The 19933-nt window shown below is 70.1% G+C and carries 16 protein-coding genes and 1 pseudogene; 10 read left to right on the top strand and 7 right to left on the bottom strand.

Annotated features, from left to right (window positions below; all coding sequences use genetic code 11):
• Positions 1-11 precede the first annotated feature (11 nt).
• The gene (locus tag WMF34_RS06360; RefSeq protein WP_012233825.1) at positions 12-548 is read left to right on the top strand and encodes a glutathione S-transferase family protein; all 537 of its coding nucleotides are present in this window, start codon (positions 12-14) and stop codon (positions 546-548) included.
• Here the strand turns inward: WMF34_RS06360 and WMF34_RS06355 are convergent.
• Both WMF34_RS06355 and WMF34_RS06350 read right to left on the bottom strand, forming a co-directional pair.
• Positions 493-870 carry a response regulator gene (locus tag WMF34_RS06355; protein WP_012233824.1) on the bottom strand — a complete coding sequence of 126 codons (378 nt, stop codon included), beginning with the start codon at positions 868-870 and terminating at the stop codon, positions 493-495. The genes WMF34_RS06360 and WMF34_RS06355 overlap by 56 nt on opposite strands.
• A complete protein-coding gene (locus WMF34_RS06350) occupies positions 854-2869 on the bottom strand; it encodes an ATP-binding protein (RefSeq protein WP_437992729.1) in 2016 nt (671 codons plus the stop codon). Before WMF34_RS06350 ends, WMF34_RS06355 begins: the two co-directional genes overlap by 17 nt.
• 408 nt (positions 2870-3277) lie before the next feature.
• Between WMF34_RS06350 and WMF34_RS06345 the strand changes: the two genes are divergently transcribed.
• The 4 genes and pseudogenes from WMF34_RS06345 to WMF34_RS06330 all read left to right on the top strand — a co-directional run bounded on the left by WMF34_RS06345 (position 3278) and on the right by WMF34_RS06330 (position 5096).
• Complete coding sequence (locus tag WMF34_RS06345) at positions 3278-3427, top strand: hypothetical protein (protein WP_437992728.1); 150 nt, start codon at positions 3278-3280, stop codon at positions 3425-3427.
• Complete coding sequence (locus WMF34_RS06340; RefSeq protein ID WP_437992727.1) at positions 3424-4095, top strand: glutathione S-transferase family protein; 672 nt, start codon at positions 3424-3426, stop codon at positions 4093-4095. Before WMF34_RS06345 ends, WMF34_RS06340 begins: the two co-directional genes overlap by 4 nt.
• A gap of 143 nt (positions 4096-4238) precedes the next feature.
• Positions 4239-4544: pseudogene (locus WMF34_RS06335) on the top strand (thrombospondin type 3 repeat-containing protein); the annotation flags it as partial.
• Between the two features lie 51 nt (positions 4545-4595).
• On the top strand, positions 4596-5096 hold the full coding sequence (locus WMF34_RS06330) for a DNRLRE domain-containing protein (protein WP_437994619.1): 501 nt from the start codon (positions 4596-4598) through the stop codon (positions 5094-5096).
• Positions 5097-5120: 24 nt separating this feature from the next.
• Here the strand turns inward: WMF34_RS06330 and WMF34_RS06325 are convergent, their stop codons facing one another.
• The gene (locus WMF34_RS06325; RefSeq protein WP_437992726.1) at positions 5121-6614 is read right to left on the bottom strand and encodes a hypothetical protein; all 1494 of its coding nucleotides are present in this window, start codon (positions 6612-6614) and stop codon (positions 5121-5123) included.
• Between the two features lie 543 nt (positions 6615-7157).
• On the opposite strand from WMF34_RS06325, the gene WMF34_RS06320 reads away from it, so the two are divergent.
• The 4 genes from WMF34_RS06320 to WMF34_RS06305 all read left to right on the top strand — a co-directional run bounded on the left by WMF34_RS06320 (position 7158) and on the right by WMF34_RS06305 (position 13792).
• Positions 7158-10514, top strand: a complete 3357-nt coding sequence (locus WMF34_RS06320; RefSeq protein WP_437992725.1) for an outer membrane protein assembly factor BamB family protein — start codon at positions 7158-7160, stop codon at positions 10512-10514.
• Between the two features lie 521 nt (positions 10515-11035).
• Complete coding sequence (locus WMF34_RS06315) at positions 11036-11764, top strand: hypothetical protein (RefSeq protein ID WP_437992724.1); 729 nt, start codon at positions 11036-11038, stop codon at positions 11762-11764.
• Positions 11761-13305, top strand: coding sequence for a hypothetical protein (locus tag WMF34_RS06310; RefSeq protein ID WP_157906478.1), 1545 nt, complete (start codon positions 11761-11763; stop codon positions 13303-13305). Before WMF34_RS06315 ends, WMF34_RS06310 begins: the two co-directional genes overlap by 4 nt.
• A gap of 1 nt (position 13306) precedes the next feature.
• On the top strand, positions 13307-13792 hold the full coding sequence (locus WMF34_RS06305) for a hypothetical protein (RefSeq protein WP_012233816.1): 486 nt from the start codon (positions 13307-13309) through the stop codon (positions 13790-13792).
• Here WMF34_RS06305 and WMF34_RS06300 read toward each other — a convergent pair.
• The 4 genes from WMF34_RS06300 to WMF34_RS06285 all read right to left on the bottom strand — a co-directional run bounded on the left by WMF34_RS06300 (position 13789) and on the right by WMF34_RS06285 (position 18870).
• Positions 13789-14835, bottom strand: coding sequence for a hypothetical protein (locus WMF34_RS06300; RefSeq protein ID WP_437992723.1), 1047 nt, complete (start codon positions 14833-14835; stop codon positions 13789-13791). The two genes, WMF34_RS06305 and WMF34_RS06300, sit on opposite strands and share 4 nt — an antisense overlap.
• 257 nt (positions 14836-15092) lie before the next feature.
• Positions 15093-16514 carry a multicopper oxidase family protein gene (locus tag WMF34_RS06295; protein ID WP_012233814.1) on the bottom strand — a complete coding sequence of 474 codons (1422 nt, stop codon included), beginning with the start codon at positions 16512-16514 and terminating at the stop codon, positions 15093-15095.
• Positions 16515-16600: 86 nt separating this feature from the next.
• Complete coding sequence (locus tag WMF34_RS06290; protein WP_049876178.1) at positions 16601-18187, bottom strand: alkaline phosphatase D family protein; 1587 nt, start codon at positions 18185-18187, stop codon at positions 16601-16603.
• Positions 18188-18366: 179 nt separating this feature from the next.
• Positions 18367-18870, bottom strand: a complete 504-nt coding sequence (locus WMF34_RS06285; RefSeq protein WP_157906476.1) for a response regulator — start codon at positions 18868-18870, stop codon at positions 18367-18369.
• A 191-nt stretch (positions 18871-19061) separates the two neighbouring features.
• On the opposite strand from WMF34_RS06285, the gene WMF34_RS06280 reads away from it, so the two are divergent.
• Positions 19062-19676 (top strand): NAD(P)H-dependent oxidoreductase, encoded by a 615-nt coding sequence (locus tag WMF34_RS06280; RefSeq protein ID WP_012233811.1) that lies wholly within the window; start codon positions 19062-19064, stop codon positions 19674-19676.
• Positions 19677-19933 lie beyond the last annotated feature (257 nt).

The raw sequence follows: 19933 nt of genomic DNA, 5'->3' as shown, positions 1-19933 counted from the left end.
GAGGAAGATCCATGAAGCTGTACTTCAGCCGAAACTTGAATCCACGGGTCGCCGTCGCCGTGGCGCGCCACCTCGCTGCACCCGTGGACTACGTGCACGCGGCTCCTCTCGACCCGTCACAGCAGGAGAAGTTTCGAGCGCTGAATCCGAACCTGCGCGTGCCCATCCTGGTCGAGGGGGACCAGTCGCTCTGGGAAACAGACGCGATCGCGTGCCGCCTCTCGCAGCTCACGGGCTCGGACTTCTGGCGCACGGGCACCGCGCAACCGGAGATGATCCGCTGGTTGAGCTGGGGCACGCACAACTTCATCGCCGCGTGCGACAAGGTCCACTTCGAGCGCGTGACGAAGCAGCGCTACGGGCTCGGTCCCATCCGCGACGACCTCGTGGCGGAGGGGCTCTCGGGGTTTGCCGAGGCGGCGACGCTCTCGCCGGGGTCGACGCCGTCGCTGGAGGAGGTCTCGAGCGCCGAACGAGCTCCCCGGCGCGAGCTCATCGTGTCTTCGCGACCACGGCGAGAAGGGCGTCGAGATCGATCGGCTTCTTGAGCAGCGCGCACACGTCCAGGGTGGCTGCCTTGGCTTCCAGTGCGTCGACGCCTGACAGGATCGCCACCGGGATGTCCGCCAGCGCGGGCTCCCGTCGCTTGAGCGCGAGGAACTCCCAGCCGTTGATCTCCGGCATCATGAGGTCGAGCAGGATGATGCTCGGGCGGAGGCCGCTGCGGAGCAGATCCAGCGCCACCGCGCCATTCTCCGCGCAGACGACCTCGTAGCCGCATGCCTGCAAGAGCTCCTCCACGACGGCGCGAAATCCGCTGTCGTCGTCGACGATCAAGACACCGTCGTGAGGATCATCCCGCGGGCTCATCGGGACCTCCCGCCGGCGCAGACACCTCGGTCGGCAGCGCGTCGCGCCGCCGGCGCAGGGGCAGCTCCACGATGAAGGCAGCCCCCGCGCCGAGCTCGCTCTCGACCCGGATCGAGCCGCCATGGCCGTCCACGATCTGGCGGCTGATGTACAGCCCCAGGCCGAGACCGCCGTAGTGCTGCGCCGAGACGCCTCGCTCGAAGCGTTCGAAGATGTACGGCGCGCAGCTCGCATCGATCCCGATGCCGCGATCGGCGACGACCAGCCTGGCCACCTCGCCCTCGGCCGCGACGCTGATCTCGATCGGTTTGCCCCTCCCATACTTGATGGCGTTCAGCACCAGGTTCGTCACCACCTGCTCCAGACGGGCCCTGTCCCACATGCCCACCACGGGAGCGTCTGCCCGCCAGCTCACTGTACTTCCCGCCTGCTTCAGCTCCACGTCGAAGTGCTCCACGACCTCTTCCGAAAGCGCCCGGAGATCGACGTCTCCCAGCTTCAGATCGAGCTTGCCTGCCTGGATCCGAGCCACGTTGAGCAGATCTTCGATGAGCCTGACGAGCCGCTGGCACTGCCGCTCGGCCATCCTGGCCAGCTTCGTCGCGCCGGCGGGGAGCGTCGTCGCCTCGCGCATCAAGCCTTGCACGGCGAGCTTCAGGCCCGCGATGGGGGTATAGAGCTCATGGGAGGCGATCGACAGGAAGTCGTCGCGCATCCGCACCGCTGCTTCGGCGGCGGTCCGAGCCCTCTGCTCGTGCTCCAGGACCAGGGCGCGCTCCGCCTCGATCTTCTTCCGCTCCGTGATGTCCGTGGAGATGCCGCCCACCGCGTACGGGACGCCGGCGGCGTCGCGCAGAGGGAACTTGATGGTGAGATAGGTGTGCACGCCGTCGTCCTCGGGCATCACCTCCTCGTCTTTCAGCGCCGTCCCGGCGAGGAGCGCCCGCCGATCGAAAGCGCGGAGCGCCTCGGCGTGCTCCCGAGAGAACACGTCATCGTCGCGCTTGCCCACGATGGCCTCGCGCGCGACGCCGAACAGCTCCTCGAAGCGGCGGTTGACGAGGAGGTAGCGCCCCTCGATGTCCTTGACGGCGACGATGGCCGTCGAGCTGTCGATGATGGCCCGCAGGAGCTCCTGGCTCGTGCGCAGCGCCTCCTCCGCGCACCTGCACTCCTCCGCGACCTTCCGCAGCGCCGCCTCCGTCCGCTCGTGCTCGGCGATCTTCTGCCTGAGCTGGGCGTTGGCGTGGCGCAGGTCGGCGGTGCGCTCGGCGACCTGCTGCTCCAGCCGCTCTTTCGCCCGGGCCTCTTCTGTCAGGCGAGCATCGAGGGCGAAGATGGATTTCAAGTCCATCTCGATCACGTCGCGACACTGCTCCATGAGCGCCTGGTAGGCCTTGCTGTAATGGTTCGCGCGGTCATCCAGCACGCAGATGGTTCCGAAGATATCCCCCGTGGGCCAGGAGATCGGGAAACCGAGATAGGATATCAATCCGAGCTCGATGTCCGGGTTCGACTTCCACTGCTCGTCTTTCAGAGCGTTTGGGATCAGCAGCGGCGTTCGGCTCTTCAGCACGCTCTCGCAGTAGAGCCCGGAGCCGAGGCGCGCTCGTTCGTTGGGCGCGAAGGGGTTCCCCTTCGACTCGCTGGAGACGCAGACGACGATGTCCGGCGGCTCGATCCTCATGATCAGAGCGGCCGGGACGCGCAGGATCTCCGCGAGGAGATCGGTCATCTCCTGCCACTTGCGAGCGATGTCCGTCGGGATGTCGGTCGCGACCGTGCTCGGCTGGGCTGTCCGGCCGCTCCCCGGCCGAGGGCTCTTCGTCCCGAGATCGTCCGTACGTTGCTCCGGCGGGCAGCCCGAGGCGGCCTTGTGCGGCCCGAGGCCCGCGCGCGCAGCGGGCTCCGAGGGCGCGGGCTCGTCCGGCCCCGGGTGGCGGGCATGGTCGACAACGGGCGCGCCTGGCTCCGTGTGATCGTCGGGTCCGGTACGCATGCTCCCCCACGATGACGAATCGTGCGAAGGACCATCAGGTTGTCAAGCAATCCACGATTACGCTCACCGACCCCCCAGCGATCCGGCAACGCACGCGCCCCGGACCTGGTGACGTCACACCGGCCCGTCGCCGCTCGGGCGAGCGCGGCGGCTCCCGGACACCGTCCCGCGCCGCCGCGATGGCCTGCTCGTGGAGCCGGGTGGCCTCCAGGTCCTTCCCCCGCGGAGCCGAGCGATCTCGGCGCGGGCCAGGGCGTGGTTGTGAAGGAAGTTGTCGGGCCCGCTCCCCGCCCGCCCGCCAGGCTGCCGCTGGCACGCCACGAGCCGCTCAGGGACGGGGAGCGCCGGCTGCGGGAGGGCCCCGCCTCGTCGCAGTCGCAGAGGGACTGGCCATGTGATACCTCCTCTATGTCCACCAACGAACGTGTCGCGCAGGTGCTGCTGCTGCCCCGCCCCGAGCGGGCCCGGATGACAGAAGAAGCGCTTTCCAGTCTGAATGCCCGGCGCCGGCACGTCATCGGCGCATACAGCCAGCTGGCAGGAGAGGACGATCCATGAAACTTTACTTCAGCCGAAACTTGAATCCACGGGTCGCCGTCGCCGTGGCGCGCCACCTCGCTGCACCCGTGGACTACGTGCACGCGGCTCCTCTCGACCCGTCACAGCAGGAGAAGTTTCGAGCGCTGAATCCGAACCTGCGCGTGCCCATCCTGGTCGAGGGGGACCAGTCGCTCTGGGAAACAGACGCGATCGCGTGCCGCCTCTCGCAGCTCACGGGCTCGGACTTCTGGCGCACGGGCACCGCGCAACCGGAGATGATCCGCTGGTTGAGCTGGGGCACGCACAACTTCGTCGCCGCGTGCGACAAGGTCCACTTCGAGCGCGTGACGAAGCAGCGCTACGGGCTCGGTCCCATCCGCGACGACCTCGTGGCGGAGGGGCTTTCGGGGTTTGCCGAAGCGGCGACGCTGCTCGAACAGGTCCTGAGCGGCAGGGACTGGCTCGTCGGGAGCGCGGTTTCGTATGCAGACTTTCGCATGGCGTCGGTGCTTCCGTTCGCGGATCTCGCCGGGCTGCCGCTTTCGGACTACCCGCGCGTCGCGGCCTGGCACGCGCGCCTGTGGCAGCTCGACGCGTGGCGCGATCCGTTCGCGGGGCTCGATGCCCCGGAGCTCCCGGAGGTGCCGCGCGCCGATGCCCCCGGGGCGAAGCCTCCGTCGGTCTGAAAGCCGGGAGGGCCCTGCTGTCGAAGCCGTTGAGGACATGCTGAAATTCGCGACCGTGGCGAAGGCAACCGGTCGGCCATTTCGTTCACGCGCGCCTTCCGGCGCGTGACCGGCAGGACTCGGACCAGAGCGACGCCGACGGCGACGGGTTCGGTGATGCCTGCGATCGCTGCGTGGGCCCGGGATCGGACGACAGCGACGGCGATGGGCTCTGCGAAGGGGAGGACAACTGCGACGCGACCGCCAACCCGGACCAAAGCGACGCCGACGGCGACGGGTTCGGTGATGCGTGCGATCGCTGCGCAGGCCCGGGGTCGGACGACTTCGACTCGGATACGATCTGCAACGGGCCGGACAACTGCTACTTCTACGCCAACCCGGACCAGAGCGACGCAGACGGCGATGGCGTGGGCGACCGCTGCGACAACTGCGCGGACACGCCGAACCCCGGCCAGGAAGACTACGACTTCAACGGCCGCGGCGACGCGTGCGACCCCTGCGTGACGATCCAGCGGGGCACCTTCGGCCAGGTGGCGGACACGGCGATCTGGGCGCTGTACCCGAGCTACAACGAGGGCAGCTCTTCCTATGTCCACACGGGCCTGAGCAACGGCGCGGAGAAGAACGCGCGGTACCGCTTCGAGCTCGACTCCATCCCGTACGGGGCCACCGTCGCGTCGGCCACGTTCAGCACCACGCTCTACAGCTCCGGCACGGGCGAGATCCGGGTGCACCGCATCAACGCCTCCTGGGCGGAGTCCACGGTGACCTGGAGCAGCTTCGCCGACAGCTTCGAGCCGGCCGTCGAGGCGACGTTCCTCGGGGCGTCGTCCGGCGTCGCGACCGTCGACCTGACCGAGCTCGTCCAGGCGTGGGTCGACGGCGCGCACCCGAACCACGGTTTCCTCCTGGAGGAGAACCTGACGGCGCGCACCAGCTACCGTTCGAGTGAGCACGACATCCTCGGCGACCGCCCCTCGCTCGAGGTGTGCTTCCACTGAGCTCCCGTCGTACCGCGCCTCCGCTCAGGCGGAAGGCACGACGGTGATCTCTCCGGTCGTGTACAGCGCGGAGGTGTCCCAGGCGAGCCCGGGGGCGAGCGGCAGGGCGATGTGCACGTCGGCGAAGGTCCCTGTGAGCTCTCCGCTCCAGCCGAGCAGAACGACGGTGTCCCCGGCCTGGAACGGCGCCGTGTCGTCCGCCGGGACCACCTCCAGCACACCATCGAGGCTCACGTCCCCGTCCACGACCAGGAGCGGCGCGGCGCCCGGGCCCGCGACGGTGGCGCTCAGCGTGGCGCTCGGGCCCTGGCTGTAATCTCCGGCCACGTCCGTCGAGGCGTAGACCTCTCCCACGGAGAGCACGCCGGCCTGCGTATTGGCGAGATCGCCGACGAAGCTGCCAGTGCTCAGACGGCCGCCGGCGAAGTCGAAGTCGCGCGCCTCGATCTCGATCGCGCCGGCGGCGAGCTCCCCGCGCGTGAGGCGCACGATGGGCTCCGGGCCAGGCGCTGCGCCTTCGACCAAGGGCGTGATCCGGAGGAGGCCGCCGATGCTGACCTTGCCTCGCCCGTCGACGAGCAGCGACGGGGAAATCGAGAAGGTCGCGTAGATCGTCACATCGCCGCTGTTGCGCCATGACGCGTAGGGCTCGTTCACCCAGACGAACCCGTGGCCGTACGTGGAGCGGATCTCCGTCTCTTCCGTCACGAGGGTTCCATAAGCGCCGACCGTGAGCTCGCCATGGCCGGCGGCCCCGACGCGCAGCAGCCCCTCGTTGGTCCAGGTGGCGTCCCAGCCCCTCACGATCGCCGAGCTCGCGAAGTTGTAGGGCCCGCCGGGACGGGTCTCGATCTGCGCGTTCGCGGTGAAGATCTGGGCCCCCTGCTCGATGCGCAGCCTCGCGCCGCCGTTCGCGCCAACGACGAACTCGCCCGTGTTGACCCACCTCGTCGCGGAGCCCGTGACGTTCACGTCGCCCTGGCAGATCTGGCACGTCGCGATGAATACGTTGTTCGAGAAGAAGCTCCCTCCCTGCTTGATCTCGAGGACGCTGAGCTCCTCCGAGCGGCCGATGTACGCGTTCGTGTGGCTCGTCAGGGAGGCGTCGTACCCCTCGACGAGCACGTATCCCATGGCCGCGTAGCCGCGCACGCCGAGCACGAGGTCGTCGGTGGTCACCTGGGCGCCCCGCCGCACGAGGAGCGAGCCGGACGCGCCTGTGCGAAGCCCGAGCGCGAGCTGCCCATGGTTGATCCACCGCGAGCCGTATCCGATGACCTGGACCCTGCCGCTGGAGTAGGGGACCGCCGCCACCGAGGCGCCGGCGCTGATCAACGTCCCCTGGTGGCTGACGATCACCTCTCCCATCGGCTCTTCATCGTTGAGCGCGCTGCCGACCACCAGCGCATTCGCCCCGAGATCCCACGGGTCGCCCGGGTCGGCGACAGCCGGCGTCACATTCCCCGAGACGGACACGCCGGCATAGGCCGGCCCGGCCGCGCCCATCGAAGCTGCCACGAGCAATACCGAGAAAGCGGTTCGAGCTTGTTGGTTCATGCGCCGTGCCTCTCCATGAGAAAATTCGCTTTACACTGGACTGCCCCTCGCCACCAGCGCGCCGCTGAAACGGCAATTTTATGAATCATGTTCCACATTTCCGTGTCAGAGACGTCATTGCCTGTCCTGATCCGCTTGCAGGGGATCAGGTCATCGTTCTCGAGGTGCGAAGGCAGGTTTTGAGGTGAAAGAGTACACAGGTTCATTCAAAAGAAAAATCGTCCAGTGGCTTCTCGCTTCAGGAGGACCGACCGCCCCGAGCGCCCCGCCAGCGGGGCTGGGTGCGCGGTCTGAGCGGCATCGACGTCAACATCATACATCCCGCGGCTCCGGCATGGCGGCGCCTCTGGCCTGGTCAACCCATTGTCGCCGAGCTGTGTCGAACGCTCCCAGGAGGACACGTCAGCGTCGCGGGACGGGGGGTCGCAGGGCCAGAGAGAGGTCGAGCCGCTTTTGCGTGGAAGCCTGATGAATATGCGGCTCATGTCGCGCAACGAAGCGGCCATGGCCGAACACATTGCGCGTCGTGGTTGGAGCCTCAAGGGTTGCCTGCGGGCAGCATCCGCACTGACAATCACGGCCCTGGTTGGCCTCACCGCGTGCGAGCCCATCGGACGCGGCGGGGGTGGCGGCGGTGCAGGAGGCACAGGCGGCAGCGACGGCTCTCCGGGGGCGAGCAGCAGCAGCGTCACAGAGGGTGCGGGAGGATCAAACGACGGCGGCGCGCCTGGCACCGGCGGCGACGGCGGCTCAGCTGGCACCGGCGGCACCGGCGGCCCAGCTGGCAACGGCGGCTCAGCTGGCACCGACGGCACCGGCGGCTCAGCTGACACCGGCGGCGCGCCTGGCACCGGCGGCGACGGCGGCTCGACCGGCACCGGCGGCGACGGCGGCTCAACCGGTGGCGGCGGCGACGGCGGCTCGACCGGCACCGGCGGCGACGGCGGCTCGACCGGTGGCGGCGGCGACGGCGGCTCGACCGGTGGCGGCGGCGACGGCGGCTCGACCGGTGGCGGCGGCTCGCCGGGCACATGTGTGCCAGGCTCGGTCGTCGCCTGCTACACCGGTCCTGCTGGGACGAAGGGCGTCGGGCGCTGCGCTTCCGGGACGCAGACCTGCCGCCCCGACGGCTTCGGCTACGGCGCGTGCGCAGGCGAGGTGACGCCCGCCCGAGAGCGCTGCGCCACGCCGGCGGACGAGAGCTGCGACGGCGAGCCCCACTGCGCTCAGCCGCCGGCCTGGGCGCGGGGCTTCGGCGGCCCTGGCGTCGACGAGGGCTTCTCCGTCGCGAGCGACGCCTCGGGCAACTACTACGTCTCGGGCACCTTCAGTGGAACCATCGACTTCGGCACCGGCCCCGTGACCAGCGCCGGAGAGGCGGACATCCTCTTTATCAAGTTCGATCCCTCGGGCGCGGTGCTCTGGAGCAAGCACATCGGGACCGAGCGCGACGAGCGGGGGGGCGCCGTGACCGTCGACGAGAACGGCAACGTCTTCCTCACCGGCGTGTACATGGACGCGTACGGGCACTCGAGCATCGATCTGGGCGGGTGTGCCCTCCCCGTCTCAGACATCGCCCCGTTGATATCCTTCTTCGTGGCCCAATTCGATCCCGACGGCAATCACATCTGGAGCCATGGTCCCTACGACTTTCCGGCGGTGCACTCCGTCGAGCAGATCGCCGTCGATGCACGCGGCGATATGTACGTCTTGTACCTCCAGTGGGAGCACGCCCAGCTCATCAAGATCGACGCCGCGAGCAAGGCCACCCTCTGGAGGGAGAGGTTGCCAGGAGAAGTTGTTCGCGACGCGCGGCTCGCGCTCGACAGCTCCGGCAACCCCGTGGCGGTGGTGACCCACGGCGTGAGCTTCGAGGGCATAGCAACCAGGTTCGTGGTCTCCAAGTACACGCCGACCGGCGAGCCGCTCTGGGTGCAACAGTTCGAATCCAGCACGGACCCTGTGTTCGGCGGCGGCGTGACGGCGCACGCCGTGGCGATTGATGTGGCGGACGAGATCCTCGTGACGGGCACGACGGATGGATCCGTCGACTTCGGCAGCGGGCCCCTCCCCGCCGGCTCCGTCCTCCTCAAGCTGGATGCCGCGGGCGAGCCCATCTTCAGCCGCTCGGTCCGCTTCGGCGACAGGATCGCGCTGGATCGCGCCGGCGACATCGTCGCCGCCGGACGCGGCCTTGCGAAGCTCGACGCGAGCGGGACGGAGCTCTGGTCGATCGACTTCGATGCAGATGCGAAGGATATCTCCCTGTCCCCGAACGGCGCGATCGCCGCCACCGGTCTCGCGCGTGGCCCCGTGGACTTCGGGACCGGCCCGATTCCCTATGGAGGTGCCAACGACGCCTACATCGCCGTCTTCAACCCGCCGGCGAGCGGCGGCGACGATGACGGCGGCAGCGGCGGAGCAGGATCGAGCGGTGACGGCGGCGGCTCCGCCGGCGGCGACGCGCCGGCGACGTGCGTCCCAGGCTCGGTCGTCGCATGTTACACCGGCCCCGCCGGGACCCGGGGCGTCGGGCGCTGCGCTCCTGGCACGCAGACATGCCTCCCCGAGGGTGCCGGGTATGGGCCCTGCATCGGCGAGGTGACGCCCGCCGCGGAGGTCTGTGTGACACCGGAGGACGAGAGCTGCGACGGCGAGCCCCATTGCCCTCCGCAGCCACCATGGTCGCGGGGATACGGCGGCGCCGGCGCCGACGTCGGCTGGTCCATCGCGAGCGACGCCGCAGGCAACTACTACGTCATCGGCACCTTCGAAGGTAGCGTCGACTTCGGCGCCGGCCCGCTGACCAGCGCAGGCGACACGGACGTGTTCCTCCTCAAGCTCGATCCCGCCGGCGCGTTGCTCTGGAGCAAGCGCTTCGGCAGCGACTTGCCGGAGACCGGCCGTACCCTCGCCGTCGACGGAAGTGGCAATGTGTTGCTAGCCGGCAACTACTGGCAAGGGATGTCGGCCGTGAGCTTCGGCGGCTGCGCGCTCCAGGCGTCGGGCTGGGAAGAAGCGATCTTCGTCGCCAAGCTCGACCCCGACGGGAATCACATCTGGAGCCAGAGGTCCGTCGCGTCGGACTGGTTCGGTTACAAGCTCTTCGGGCGGCTCGCCGTCGACGCCCTCGGGAGTGCCTATGTGGCGTTTGCCCCGCTCTTGCCCCCGTCGACTCCCTCCCTGGCGAAGCTGGATCCCGCAGGGAACATCCTCTGGACTCAACCGCTCGCCACGGCGATCCCGTCCCACAACGACTACCAGCACCAGAGCGACAACGTTCTTCTCGCGGTCGACGGCGCTGGCGATGTGATCACGACGAGCGCGTCCATCTCCGGTCAGCCGTCCTGCCCCTGCCCTCACGGGTTCACCGTCCAGAAGCTCACCCCGGCCGGCGGCGTGGTCTGGAGCCGCCAGTTCGGTCCCTCGGATCCCTCGGAGGCGGAGCTCGGAGCGTCGGCGCTCGCGCTGGCGCTCACCGCCGACGACGAGATCCTCCTGACGGCCTACACCGACGGGACCGTCGACTTCGGCGGCGGCGTGCTCCCCGAGGGCCCGGTGCTCGTCAAGCTGGACGCCGCGGGCGAGCATGTCTTCAGCCGCTCGATCCCGTTCGGCGATGCGATCGCCCTGGATGGCTCCGGCGGCATCGTCATCGCCGGCGACGGGCTCTCCAGGCTCGACGCGGCCGGGACGGCGCTCTGGACGAGCAGCTTCGACGCGAGCGCGAACGATATCACCGTCTCTCCGAACGGCACGATCGCCATCACCGGCGCCGCCGAGGGACCGACGGACTTCGGGACCGGGCCGATCCCCCACGCGGCCGGCGCCGACGTCTTCGTCGCCACGATGAGCCCCTGAGCGCCCCGGCGGCGGCGCCAGCGCGCCCGCCGCGCCCCGTCACCTCGACGCGCTTCGCGTCACGTCATGCGCCCGAGATCGAGGCGGCGCCGACGACAGCCCTACGTGTAGCGCGATCGCTCACACCTGCGCGCAGCCGGTCCCGCTTGACGCCTGCAAGAGGCCACGCAGCTCCGCGGAGCGCAGCGCGAGCTCGGGTCGCCCTGCGCCGAGCCGCCGTCCCAGGTGCACAGATTACGTCTTCCACTGGCCGCCGATCTCTGTAGCATCGTCCATGTGCGGACGGTTCGGGGGCATGGCCGCAGTGGACGGGCACGCTGGGATCTGGGCAGACCAGCCACGACGGCGACAGTCGAGCTGCCCTCCGGTGGGCTCGACAACAGAGAGGTTCGCTCCTCTTGCAAGCTCTTCGTTCGAAGGTTGTGTAACGAACCCAACAACAAGGAATGAGCGTGATGTCTGCGAGACTGCTGCATGGACCTCCCCCCTCGGCGTCACGCCGATGGGGTCGAGTCTTTCTGATGGTCAATACCGTTGCTTTTTCGTTCCTTGGTTGCGTGTACGACAGCGAACAGCCCTGTGGACCTGGCCAGACCATCAGGGCCGAGTCGGAGTACTTTGAGGTCTGCGTCTGCGCCGAGGGTCATGCTGCGACGGCGGCGGGCTGCGTGCGCTGCGGCGAGAACGAGGAGGTCGGGCCAGGCGGCTGCGTCTGCAAAGCCGGATATGGCCGCGCCGACGCCGCGGCGTCCTGCACGGCGTGTGGCGAGAACGAGGTGACCGGAGCGACAGGGGCGTGCGAATGCGCGACCGGGTTCAGCAGGGCGTCCGCCGGGGCGCCATGCACGCCGACCCCGGCCGGCCTGGCTGCGGCGTGCGACACCGCGACGACGCCTTGCCCCGAAGCCACCTACAACACCTGTCACGCCGTCTCGGGGACCAGCGGCTACTGCACCAGCCAGGGATGCGAGGGCTCCGCCGACTGCGCGGGTGGGTACATGTGCGACCTCACGGTCACCCCATCCTACTGTCGCCGGCCGCCGATCGGCGCGGGGAAGCCCTGCGCCGGCGACGCGGATTGCGCGGGGACCGAGGCCACGTACTGCAATATCCATCTGACGCAAAGGTGTCAGGTCCAAGGCTGCACGCTCTCGCCGAACAATTGCTTCACCGGCACCGTGTGCTGCGACCTTACCGCCTATGGGATCGAGCAATATCAGTGCGTCGCGGAAGGGAGCTGCCCCAATTGAAGACGCGATCCATTGAGCTCCGCGGCGTGCCCGTTCACCTTGCCTTCGCCGTCTCCTCCGCGCTGTTGCTCGGGTCGTCGTACGCGGCGGCACAAGCAGCTCCGACGCCTGCGGAGGCCACGGGTCCGGCGGCCCCCTCCGGACAGGCTCCGGCACCGGACGGCTCGGGCGCCGTTCAACCTCCGGAGCCGGCGCCTCCGGCTCAACCTGCCGCGAGCGCAGAGCCGGGCGCAGCAAACACACCTTCGCCGGCGGCCAGCCCGGCTTCGAGCGCCGCGGCGCCTCGACCACAGGCAGGGGCTGCCGGCCCGGTCGACGCGGGCGCTGCGCCGGGAGCCGGCGGAGAATCGCTCACTCAAGCGCTGGCCGGCGAGGAAGTCGCGGAGGAGCTCACCTCCGAAGAGACCAAGCTCAGCGTCTACGGCTTCGCTGATTTCACCTTCGCCACGCTGCTCAGCGACGAGAAGACCTCCGGGGCCTTGACCGGAGTGGGCCCGAACCCGACGTTCTACGTCGGCAATCTCAACGTCTACCTCGACTCGAACCTGGGCAAGAAATTCCGCTCCTTGATCGAGCTCCGCTTCACTTACCTGCCGGACGGGGCGATCGTGACCGACCCGGCGACGTTCCAGAGCGCCCGTATCAGCGCTGCCTTTCCAGACTACACCGACTTCAATCGGCCGAAGAAGGTGGGCGGGGTGATCATCGAGCGCGCGTGGCTCGAATACGCCGCCCATCCTCTCTTCAACGTCCGGCTCGGACAGTGGCTTACCCCGTATGGGATCTGGAACGTGGACCACGGGACACCCGTCATCCTGAGCGTCACGCGACCCTATATCGTCGGCTCCGAGTGGCTGCCCCAGCGACAAACCGGCATCGAAGCGCATGGAAGTCATGGCATCGGTGACACGCAGATAGGGTACCACCTTACGCTGTCCAATGGCCGTGGCCCGGTCGACAGCTACATGGACCTGGACAACAACAAGGCGGTTGGCTGGCGCCTCTGGCTACGGCAAGACACTCCGTTCGGCAACGTCGCCGTCGGCACATCGGGCTACAAGGGCCGCTACACCGACGCCGGGCAGGTCACGACGCTGGAGGACGGCGCGTTCGCTACCAGCTTCCCGGTCACCGCGAGGTACGACGAGCTCGGCCTGGCCGCAGATCTCAAGTACACCTGGGGCGGCTTCCTGTTCCAGTCCGAGTACATCATGCATGATGTACGCTACGACGACGACCACCGGCCTGCCGGCCTTACGCCAGGGACATGGACCCCTGACAACCGTGGCTGGGGCTTCTACTTTCAGACGGGTTATCGATTGCCCTGGTACGGCATCATGCCCTGGTTCGGCTTCGAATACGATCGCACGGGCAAATCCAGCTTCGTGTACGAGGCGTGCGATATCGTCGGGGGCTTGAACATACGCCCCACGGAGAACGTCGTGCTGAAGGTCGTGGGCGTGCATGTATGGATGCCCTACCTGAAAGAGAAGAGCATCGATCTGGATCAGTTCATCACGCAGGCCGCGTGGAGTTTCTAGCATGATCGCTCGAAGAACCCTCTTGACGTCGTGCGCGTTGGTGTTCGCGGCGGTGGTCACGGCAGCGCCGGAGGAGACGTACGGCGCGGGAGACCTGGGACCTCTGGCGATCGTCGTCTCGAAGAGCTTCCCCGCGGAGGGGATCTCGTTCGGAGATCTGAAGCGCGCGTACATGGGCAGCCAGGTCATGGTGAACGGGAAGCTGCTGGTGCCCATCACCTATCCCAGGTCCGCTCCAGAGCGCATCGCTTTCGACGAGGCGGTCCTCGGCATGTCACCCGAGGAGGTGGGTCTCTACTGGATCGATCGCAAGATTCGTGGCCAATCCGGTCCGCCGAAAGGCGTGCCGAACGCGGCTACGGTCGTCTGGATCGTGGGCAGGGTGGACGGAGCGATCGGCTTCGTTCGCGCGTCTGCAGCGGGCAATGACGTCAAGGTGCTTCGCGTCGACGGCAAGCTCCCCCGCGATCCGGGGTATCGTCTCTAGGCCTCGCCTATGCGCCCCGCCTCCTCGGGCGGCTCTTCCCACGGCCGCGTGACCTGCGCGGGCCGCACCAGCGGCACCCACGGCCTCGGCCCCGCCGCCGCCATGCGCCCCTCCTCGGCCGCGATCTCCATCAGGCTCTCGCGGCTGATGCTCACCAGCTCGAGGCGCACCGCCTCCGGCATCGATCCCGCCCGCGCCGGCTCCGGCATCTCCACCCCGATCGCCGCCGCCGCGTCCCCCTCCCCCGCCGGCGCCGCATCGACCCGGATCTCGGGCGCCGACGGCCACGCCCCGCCGAGCTCTCGCCCGATGGCGTCGAGGCTCTCGCGCCCGAGCGCCGCCTCGCCGATGCGGATGTCCGGCAGCGACCCGGCCGGCCGCGCCGGCGCCCCGGGCGGCGCCGGCGCCTCGCGCAGCGCCACCGGGCGCGCCAGCGACCGCGGCGGCCCCCCGTTGGCGAGGAGGGCCAGCCCCGCGACGGCGCTCCGCTTGCGGGCCGGCGGCGACGGCGGCGGCGGGCGCCACGAGGCCGGGGCCGGCGCCTCGCACACGACCGCGGCCCCGCAGATGGCCGGCGGCACCTCGCGCACCTCACCGACCGGCCGGCGCGCCGAGGCAGGCACCGCCTCCCCCCGCGGCCGCGACCGGGTGCGCCGCGGCGCGCTCCGGATCGGCTGCGGCGCCGCCGGGGTCCCCTCGTCGATGGCACGCAGGCCGCGCTCGATCGCAGACGCCACGTCCCGCCGGTCCGCCCACGTGGGCATCACCACGCAGAGGATCGCCTCGGCGGCCACGCCGAAGTACACGTCGACGGGCGCCGCGCCCCCGTACGGCACCAGATCCTCGCGCCGCAGCTCGACGCACCCGAGCCGCCCCCGCTCCCCGAGGCTCAGGGCCGCCTCGACGATCTGGCTGCGGCCCTCCCTGGGCATGTCGCGCGGCACGCGTTTGGTGACGACCCGCCCCCGCCGGGTGATCACGAACGCGAAGTCCGCCCCCGCAGCCACGTAGGTTCGGTCCGAGATCACATCGAGATCCACCACGCTCCCATCCTACCCGATCCAGGGCGTCCCCGTCTCGGGATCATGCCTTTCCGCGCCTCGAAGCCCCCGCCCGCCGCGGCGGAGGTGTTGTGTTGTGCGAGATACCGACAGAGCCCCTGTTTTTCTACAGCGCTGTTATCAATCCAACCGCGCGCCGCCCGCCTCCCGCGTCCCGCTCCGCGCGCATCGCCGCCTTCCCCCGCCGCCGCCTCTCACCGCGCTCACCGCGCTCAACGCGCTCAACGCGCTCAACGCTCTCAACGTACGACTTGCAGCATCCCCATCATGCCCGCGTCGGCGTGATCGAGGATGTGGCAGTGGAACATCCACATGCCGGGCCGGTTGTCGTAACGCACCGCGAAGCGCGCCGCGCCGTCGACAGGCACGTTCACCGTGTCCTTCCACGCGAGCGGCCTCACCGGCTGGCCATCGGCGCCGAGCACCTGGAAGAAGAAGCCGTGCAGGTGGAACGGGTGATCGAACTCCATCGTGTTCTCGACGGTCCACACCGCGGTCTCGCCCACCGCCGCCACGAGCGGCTCCGCCTCCCAGGAGGGCACGCCGTTGATGCCCATCACGAGGTCGCCCGGGCCCTCCTCCCGCGTCAGCTGCAGATCGACGCGCCTCGCCGCCGCCGTGTCGAGCGCCTCGATGCCCCGCGCGATCGCGGGGAGCGGATCGCCCTCGGCCAGGGGCTCGTCCGCGAGGCGCAGCCGGAACGCCTCGACCTCGGGCCTCCCGAAGGTCGCGCCGTAGCCGCGATCGTAGGGCACCCAGCGCACCGAGAGCGTCGCGCCCGGCGCCCCGCGCGGCGTCACCAGCACGTCGGCGCGCTCTCCGGGGGTGAGCAGGATCCTGTCCTCCTCGACCGGGTGCTCCAGGAGCCCGCCGTCGCCGCCGATGCGGGTGAAGCGGTGATCCGTGATCAGGAGCTGGTAATAGCGGGACTTGGCCGCGTTGACGATGCGCCACCGCTGCCTGAGCCCGGCGCGCGCCCCGATCACCGGGTTGACGCGCCCGTTGACGAGCAGGATGTCGCCCTCGCGCCCGAACAGCGTGCCGAGGTTGCCGCCCGCCTCGGGGTCCTCGAGCGAGCCGTCCTCGCGCACGGTGATGTCGCTGAGCACGAGCACGAGCTCGTCGCCGAGCGCCGCGGGCTCGTCCGGATCCTCGACGAGCAGCGGGCCGTAGAGGCCATTGCCCGCCTGCACCGCGGAGTCGACGTGCGGGTGGTACCAGTAGAGCCCCGCGTCCGGCACCACGAAGTCGTACGTGAAGCCGCCGCCCGACGGCGTCTCGGGCTGGCTGTGCCCGGGCGCGCCATCCATCTCCGCCGGCAAACGCACGCCGTGCCAGTGGACCGTCGTGGGCGCCGGCAGCTCGTTGCGGAGGTGCACGATCACGCGATCTCCCACCCGGGCGCGCAGCAGCGGGCCGGGGAGCCCGCCGTTGTAGGTCCACGTCGGCGTCCTCTTGCCGGCCACGATCTCCACGTCCTCGACGCGCGCCGTCAGATCGACCTCGAGCACCCCCGGCCTCGCGTCGAGATCGCGCGCCGGTCGCAACGCCACCGCGCTGTCCCACCCCTCGGGCTGCGACGGACGCTCGCCCGCACACCCGATCGCGGCGACGGCGAGCCAGAAGCTCGCGAAAGGACCAGCAGAACGCCCGTACGGCATATCGCGGGGACGGATCGTACCACCAGCCGGCGGAGAATCCGCGTGGTTTCGCGGGCTTCGCGGGCCCGCCGCACGCCGGCTCCAGGTCAGCTCACCCGAGGCGCGGCCTCGGGCGGGTCGTCGATGGCGAGCGCCGCCGCCTCTTCGCGGCGCAGGTGGCTCTCGCCGCGGCGCGCGGCGAACGCCGCGGCGAACACCTCGTCGACCTGCGGGCGCTCGGGCGCATCGTACAGGAACCACGCGCCCTGCACGCGCTCCGGCGTCACGTCGAGGATCGCGTACCCGCGGCGCCACAGGTCGGCGTACTGGACGTGCGGGTTCGCGAGGAACAACGGCTCGGCCGCCCGGGCCTGCTCCTCGGTGAGCCACGGGGAGGTGATCCCCGGCACCGCGATCTCGACCGCCAGCGCGCCCCGGCCCGTCGCGGCGTCGTAGCGCGCCGGATCGAGCGGCGCCGGCGCGAGATCGATCGCCCACGACGCGTGGGTGTCGCCGCTGAGCACGACGACGTCGCGCACGCGCTCCTCGTCGAGGAGCTCGAAGAAGCGCTGGCGCGCCGCCGGATACCCGTCCCACGCGTCCGTGTTCAGGTCCTGCGGGAGCTGGCCCATCAGCACCTGTTGACCGATGACCTTCCACGCCGCCGTCGAGCCCGCGAGCTCCGCGCGCAGCCACGCCTCCTGATCGCGCCCGAGGATCGTCCGCGCCGGCGCCTCGATCGCCGCGCGATCGCCCGGGTCGGCCTGCCGGTCGCGCCCCCAGGCGCGCGTGTCGAGCAGGAAGAGGTCGACGAGATCGCCGTAGCGCAGCGCGCGCCAGATCCGGCCGGCGCAGCGCAGCTCCTCGCCGCGCTCGCGGATCGGCATCCACTCCGCGTAGGCGCGCTGCGCGACCGCCCTGCGCTCCTCCCACGCCCCCTCGGCAGGCCACGCGTGGTTCCCCGCGCCGCCCTTCCAGGTGTTGTTCGCCAGCTCATGGTCGTCCCAGACCGTGATGAACGGGTGCTGCTGGTGCGCCGCCTGGAGGTCCCTGTCGCGCCGGTACTGGGCATAACGCGCGCGGTAGTCGGCGAGCGTCACGATCTCGTGCGCTGGCTCGTAATGCCGCGCGCTCCCGTACTGGCCGGCGCCGAATTCGTAGATGTAATCGCCGAGGTGGATCACCGCGTCGAGGTCGAGGCGCGCGGCGATGTGCCTGTACCCGTGGAACAGCCCGTGCGCATAACTCGCGCACGACGCGACGGCGAAGCGCAGCCGCCCGGCGCGGCCGCGCGGCGCCGTCCTCGTGCGCCCGACGGGCGACGATCCGCCGAGGGCGATGAACCGGTAATAATAGGTCTTCCCTGGGTCGAGCCCGCCGGCGTCGACCTTGACCGTGTGATCGCGCTCCTCGTCCGTCAGGAGCGCCCCCGAGCCCACGATCCGCGTGAAGCCGGCGTCGAGCGCGATCTGCCATGTCACCGCCACCGCGCCCGCCTTCCCCGCCGTCACGCGCGTCCAGAGGATGACGGCATCGGGCAGCGGATCCCCGCTCGCCACGCCGTGCTGGAATACCGTCTTCGACACCTCGCTGGCCGGCGATGGAGCGTCCCCCGACGCCGGCAACGGCGCGTCGCCGTCCGGCGCGGCGCCCCAGCCGCCCGACAATCCGGGGAGCGCAGCGAGGCTGAACATGGATACGCTGCAAAGGATGCTTCGCCGGGCCATCGACATGATCACGCCCCTTGTCGACCGCGTGCGGTGAGCTGCGTATGACGCACGCACCGCCGCCCCGGCAAGCGGAAACGAGCGCTGTAACGCGCCCGTCGCGCCGCGCTCTCGGCGATGTTTGTTTCGGGCGTCCCGGCGCCGACTCAGGTGTTGCGACCGACCACGTCGAGCAACGCGACGAGATCGACAGGCTTCTTCAGGATGTCGACCGATCCGAGCTCCGTGGCCCGCGGCGCCGCCCCCGCCGTCAGCACGACCACGGGGACGTCGGAGATCGCGGGCGTGCGCAGCTGCTCTGCGCGGAACGCGTATCCGTCCATCCCCGGCATCATCAGATCGAGCACGATGAGCGCCGGCGTCGGCCCCTCGCGGAGCCTGGCCAGCGCGTCCGCGCCGTCCCCGGCCGTCATCACATCGTATCCCTCATCGCGCAGGACGGTCACGAGCGCATCGCAGACGCCTGGATCGTCCTCGATGATGAAGATCGTCTTCCGCCGGGAGGGGCCCTGCTCGGCGAGCCTCCGCCCCATCGCGCCCGGAGGGCTCGGCGCCGAGGCCGGCGGATCGCCCCGCTCCGCGCCGCCCCCCCTTCCGGGGGCGCACGGGACATCGACGCCGCCGCCGCTGCGCAATCCGCTCCGGACCATCAAAGGAGCCATAAAACGTGGGGCCGCGACGCGCAATTTGAATCGCGCCGCGCGCTCTGCGCCGTGCGTCATCCACGGCTGCAGGGCCTGCCAGCGGGCCGCTCATGCCGTTCTCGACGATGCCATGACGGGGCGCGCGGCGAGCTCATCGGATACGGCATGGAGCGCTCCGGCCATCGGAGCACGGCGGTATGAGGGCTGCATGCGCGCTCGGCATGAACGTGGCCGTGATCTTCTATTCTCGCTATGGCGGCACGGCCGCGCTCGCGGCCGCCGTCGCGCAGGGCGCCAAGCAGGCCGGAGCGACCGTGCGGCTCCGGCGCGTCGCCGATCTGACGGCGATCGAGGACCGGTGGAGCGCGGCGAATGAGCGGATCCGCGCCGCGCGGGAACACCTCGCCTCCGTCCCGCTGGCGCGGCAAGACGACCTCTTCTGGGCGGACGGCATCGCCATCGGCTCGCCTGCGCGCTATGGCGCGATGTGCGCGGAGATCCGGCGCTTCCTCGACGGATCGAGGCTGCCCTCGGGAGATCTCGCCGGCAAGGTCGCCTCGGTGTTCTGCTCGCCGTCCGCGGTCGAGGGAGCGCAGCGCGCGACGCTCCAGGCGACGCTCGCCTCCCTCGCCGGCCATGGAGTCCTCGTCCGGGCCCCCGCCCGCGCGGAGATGGATCCGACGAGCAGGGCCGCGCAGCGCGACGGCCCGCCTCGGGCGAGCGCCGATCACGCGCCGGCGGAGCTCGACCTCGCGCCGGCGCGCGCCCTCGGCCGCGGGCTCGCGCTGCTCGAGAGCCGGACTCGCGGGTAGGCGCGGAGAGCCGGCCGCGCCGTCGGCCTGTGCCGTTGGCCGCGCCGGCGTCACCGGCCCTGGAGTCCCGGACAACCGCGCAGCAAATCAGCGAGCGCCGGCCTCTTCTCGGGTACTCACGTAGAGCGCGTCCGCGTTGGGCTGTTACACCAGCGGCGATACCTCGCTACCGGTCGTAACCGATGGATCGTCAGGCCGGGCCCGAGATGGGCCGCCCACGACCACCTCAGCCGTAGACAGGAGAGAGCTCAGCGAAC

Origin of the sequence: Sorangium sp. So ce145, assembly GCF_051525985.1 — a bacterium.
GTDB lineage: Bacteria > Myxococcota_A > Polyangia > Polyangiales > Polyangiaceae > Sorangium > Sorangium cellulosum_B.
This window is presented reverse-complemented; position numbering and strand designations above follow the sequence as displayed.

Bases quoted from the DNA above. Each gene is read 5' to 3' on its own strand.
- WMF34_RS06360 (WP_012233825.1), top strand. From the start codon at position 12: ATGAAGCTGTACTTCAGCCGAAACTTGAATCCACGGGTCGCCGTCGCC.
- WMF34_RS06355 (WP_012233824.1), bottom strand. From the start codon at position 870: ATGAGCCCGCGGGATGATCCTCACGACGGTGTCTTGATCGTCGACGAC.
- WMF34_RS06350 (WP_437992729.1), bottom strand. From the start codon at position 2,869: ATGCGTACCGGACCCGACGATCACACGGAGCCAGGCGCGCCCGTTGTC.
- WMF34_RS06345 (WP_437992728.1), top strand. From the start codon at position 3,278: ATGTCCACCAACGAACGTGTCGCGCAGGTGCTGCTGCTGCCCCGCCCC.
- WMF34_RS06340 (WP_437992727.1), top strand. From the start codon at position 3,424: ATGAAACTTTACTTCAGCCGAAACTTGAATCCACGGGTCGCCGTCGCC.
- WMF34_RS06320 (WP_437992725.1), top strand. From the start codon at position 7,158: ATGGCCGAACACATTGCGCGTCGTGGTTGGAGCCTCAAGGGTTGCCTG.
- WMF34_RS06315 (WP_437992724.1), top strand. From the start codon at position 11,036: ATGGTCAATACCGTTGCTTTTTCGTTCCTTGGTTGCGTGTACGACAGC.
- WMF34_RS06305 (WP_012233816.1), top strand. From the start codon at position 13,307: ATGATCGCTCGAAGAACCCTCTTGACGTCGTGCGCGTTGGTGTTCGCG.
- WMF34_RS06295 (WP_012233814.1), bottom strand. From the start codon at position 16,514: ATGCCGTACGGGCGTTCTGCTGGTCCTTTCGCGAGCTTCTGGCTCGCC.
- WMF34_RS06290 (WP_049876178.1), bottom strand. From the start codon at position 18,187: ATGTTCAGCCTCGCTGCGCTCCCCGGATTGTCGGGCGGCTGGGGCGCC.
- WMF34_RS06285 (WP_157906476.1), bottom strand. From the start codon at position 18,870: ATGGTCCGGAGCGGATTGCGCAGCGGCGGCGGCGTCGATGTCCCGTGC.
- WMF34_RS06280 (WP_012233811.1), top strand. From the start codon at position 19,062: ATGAGGGCTGCATGCGCGCTCGGCATGAACGTGGCCGTGATCTTCTAT.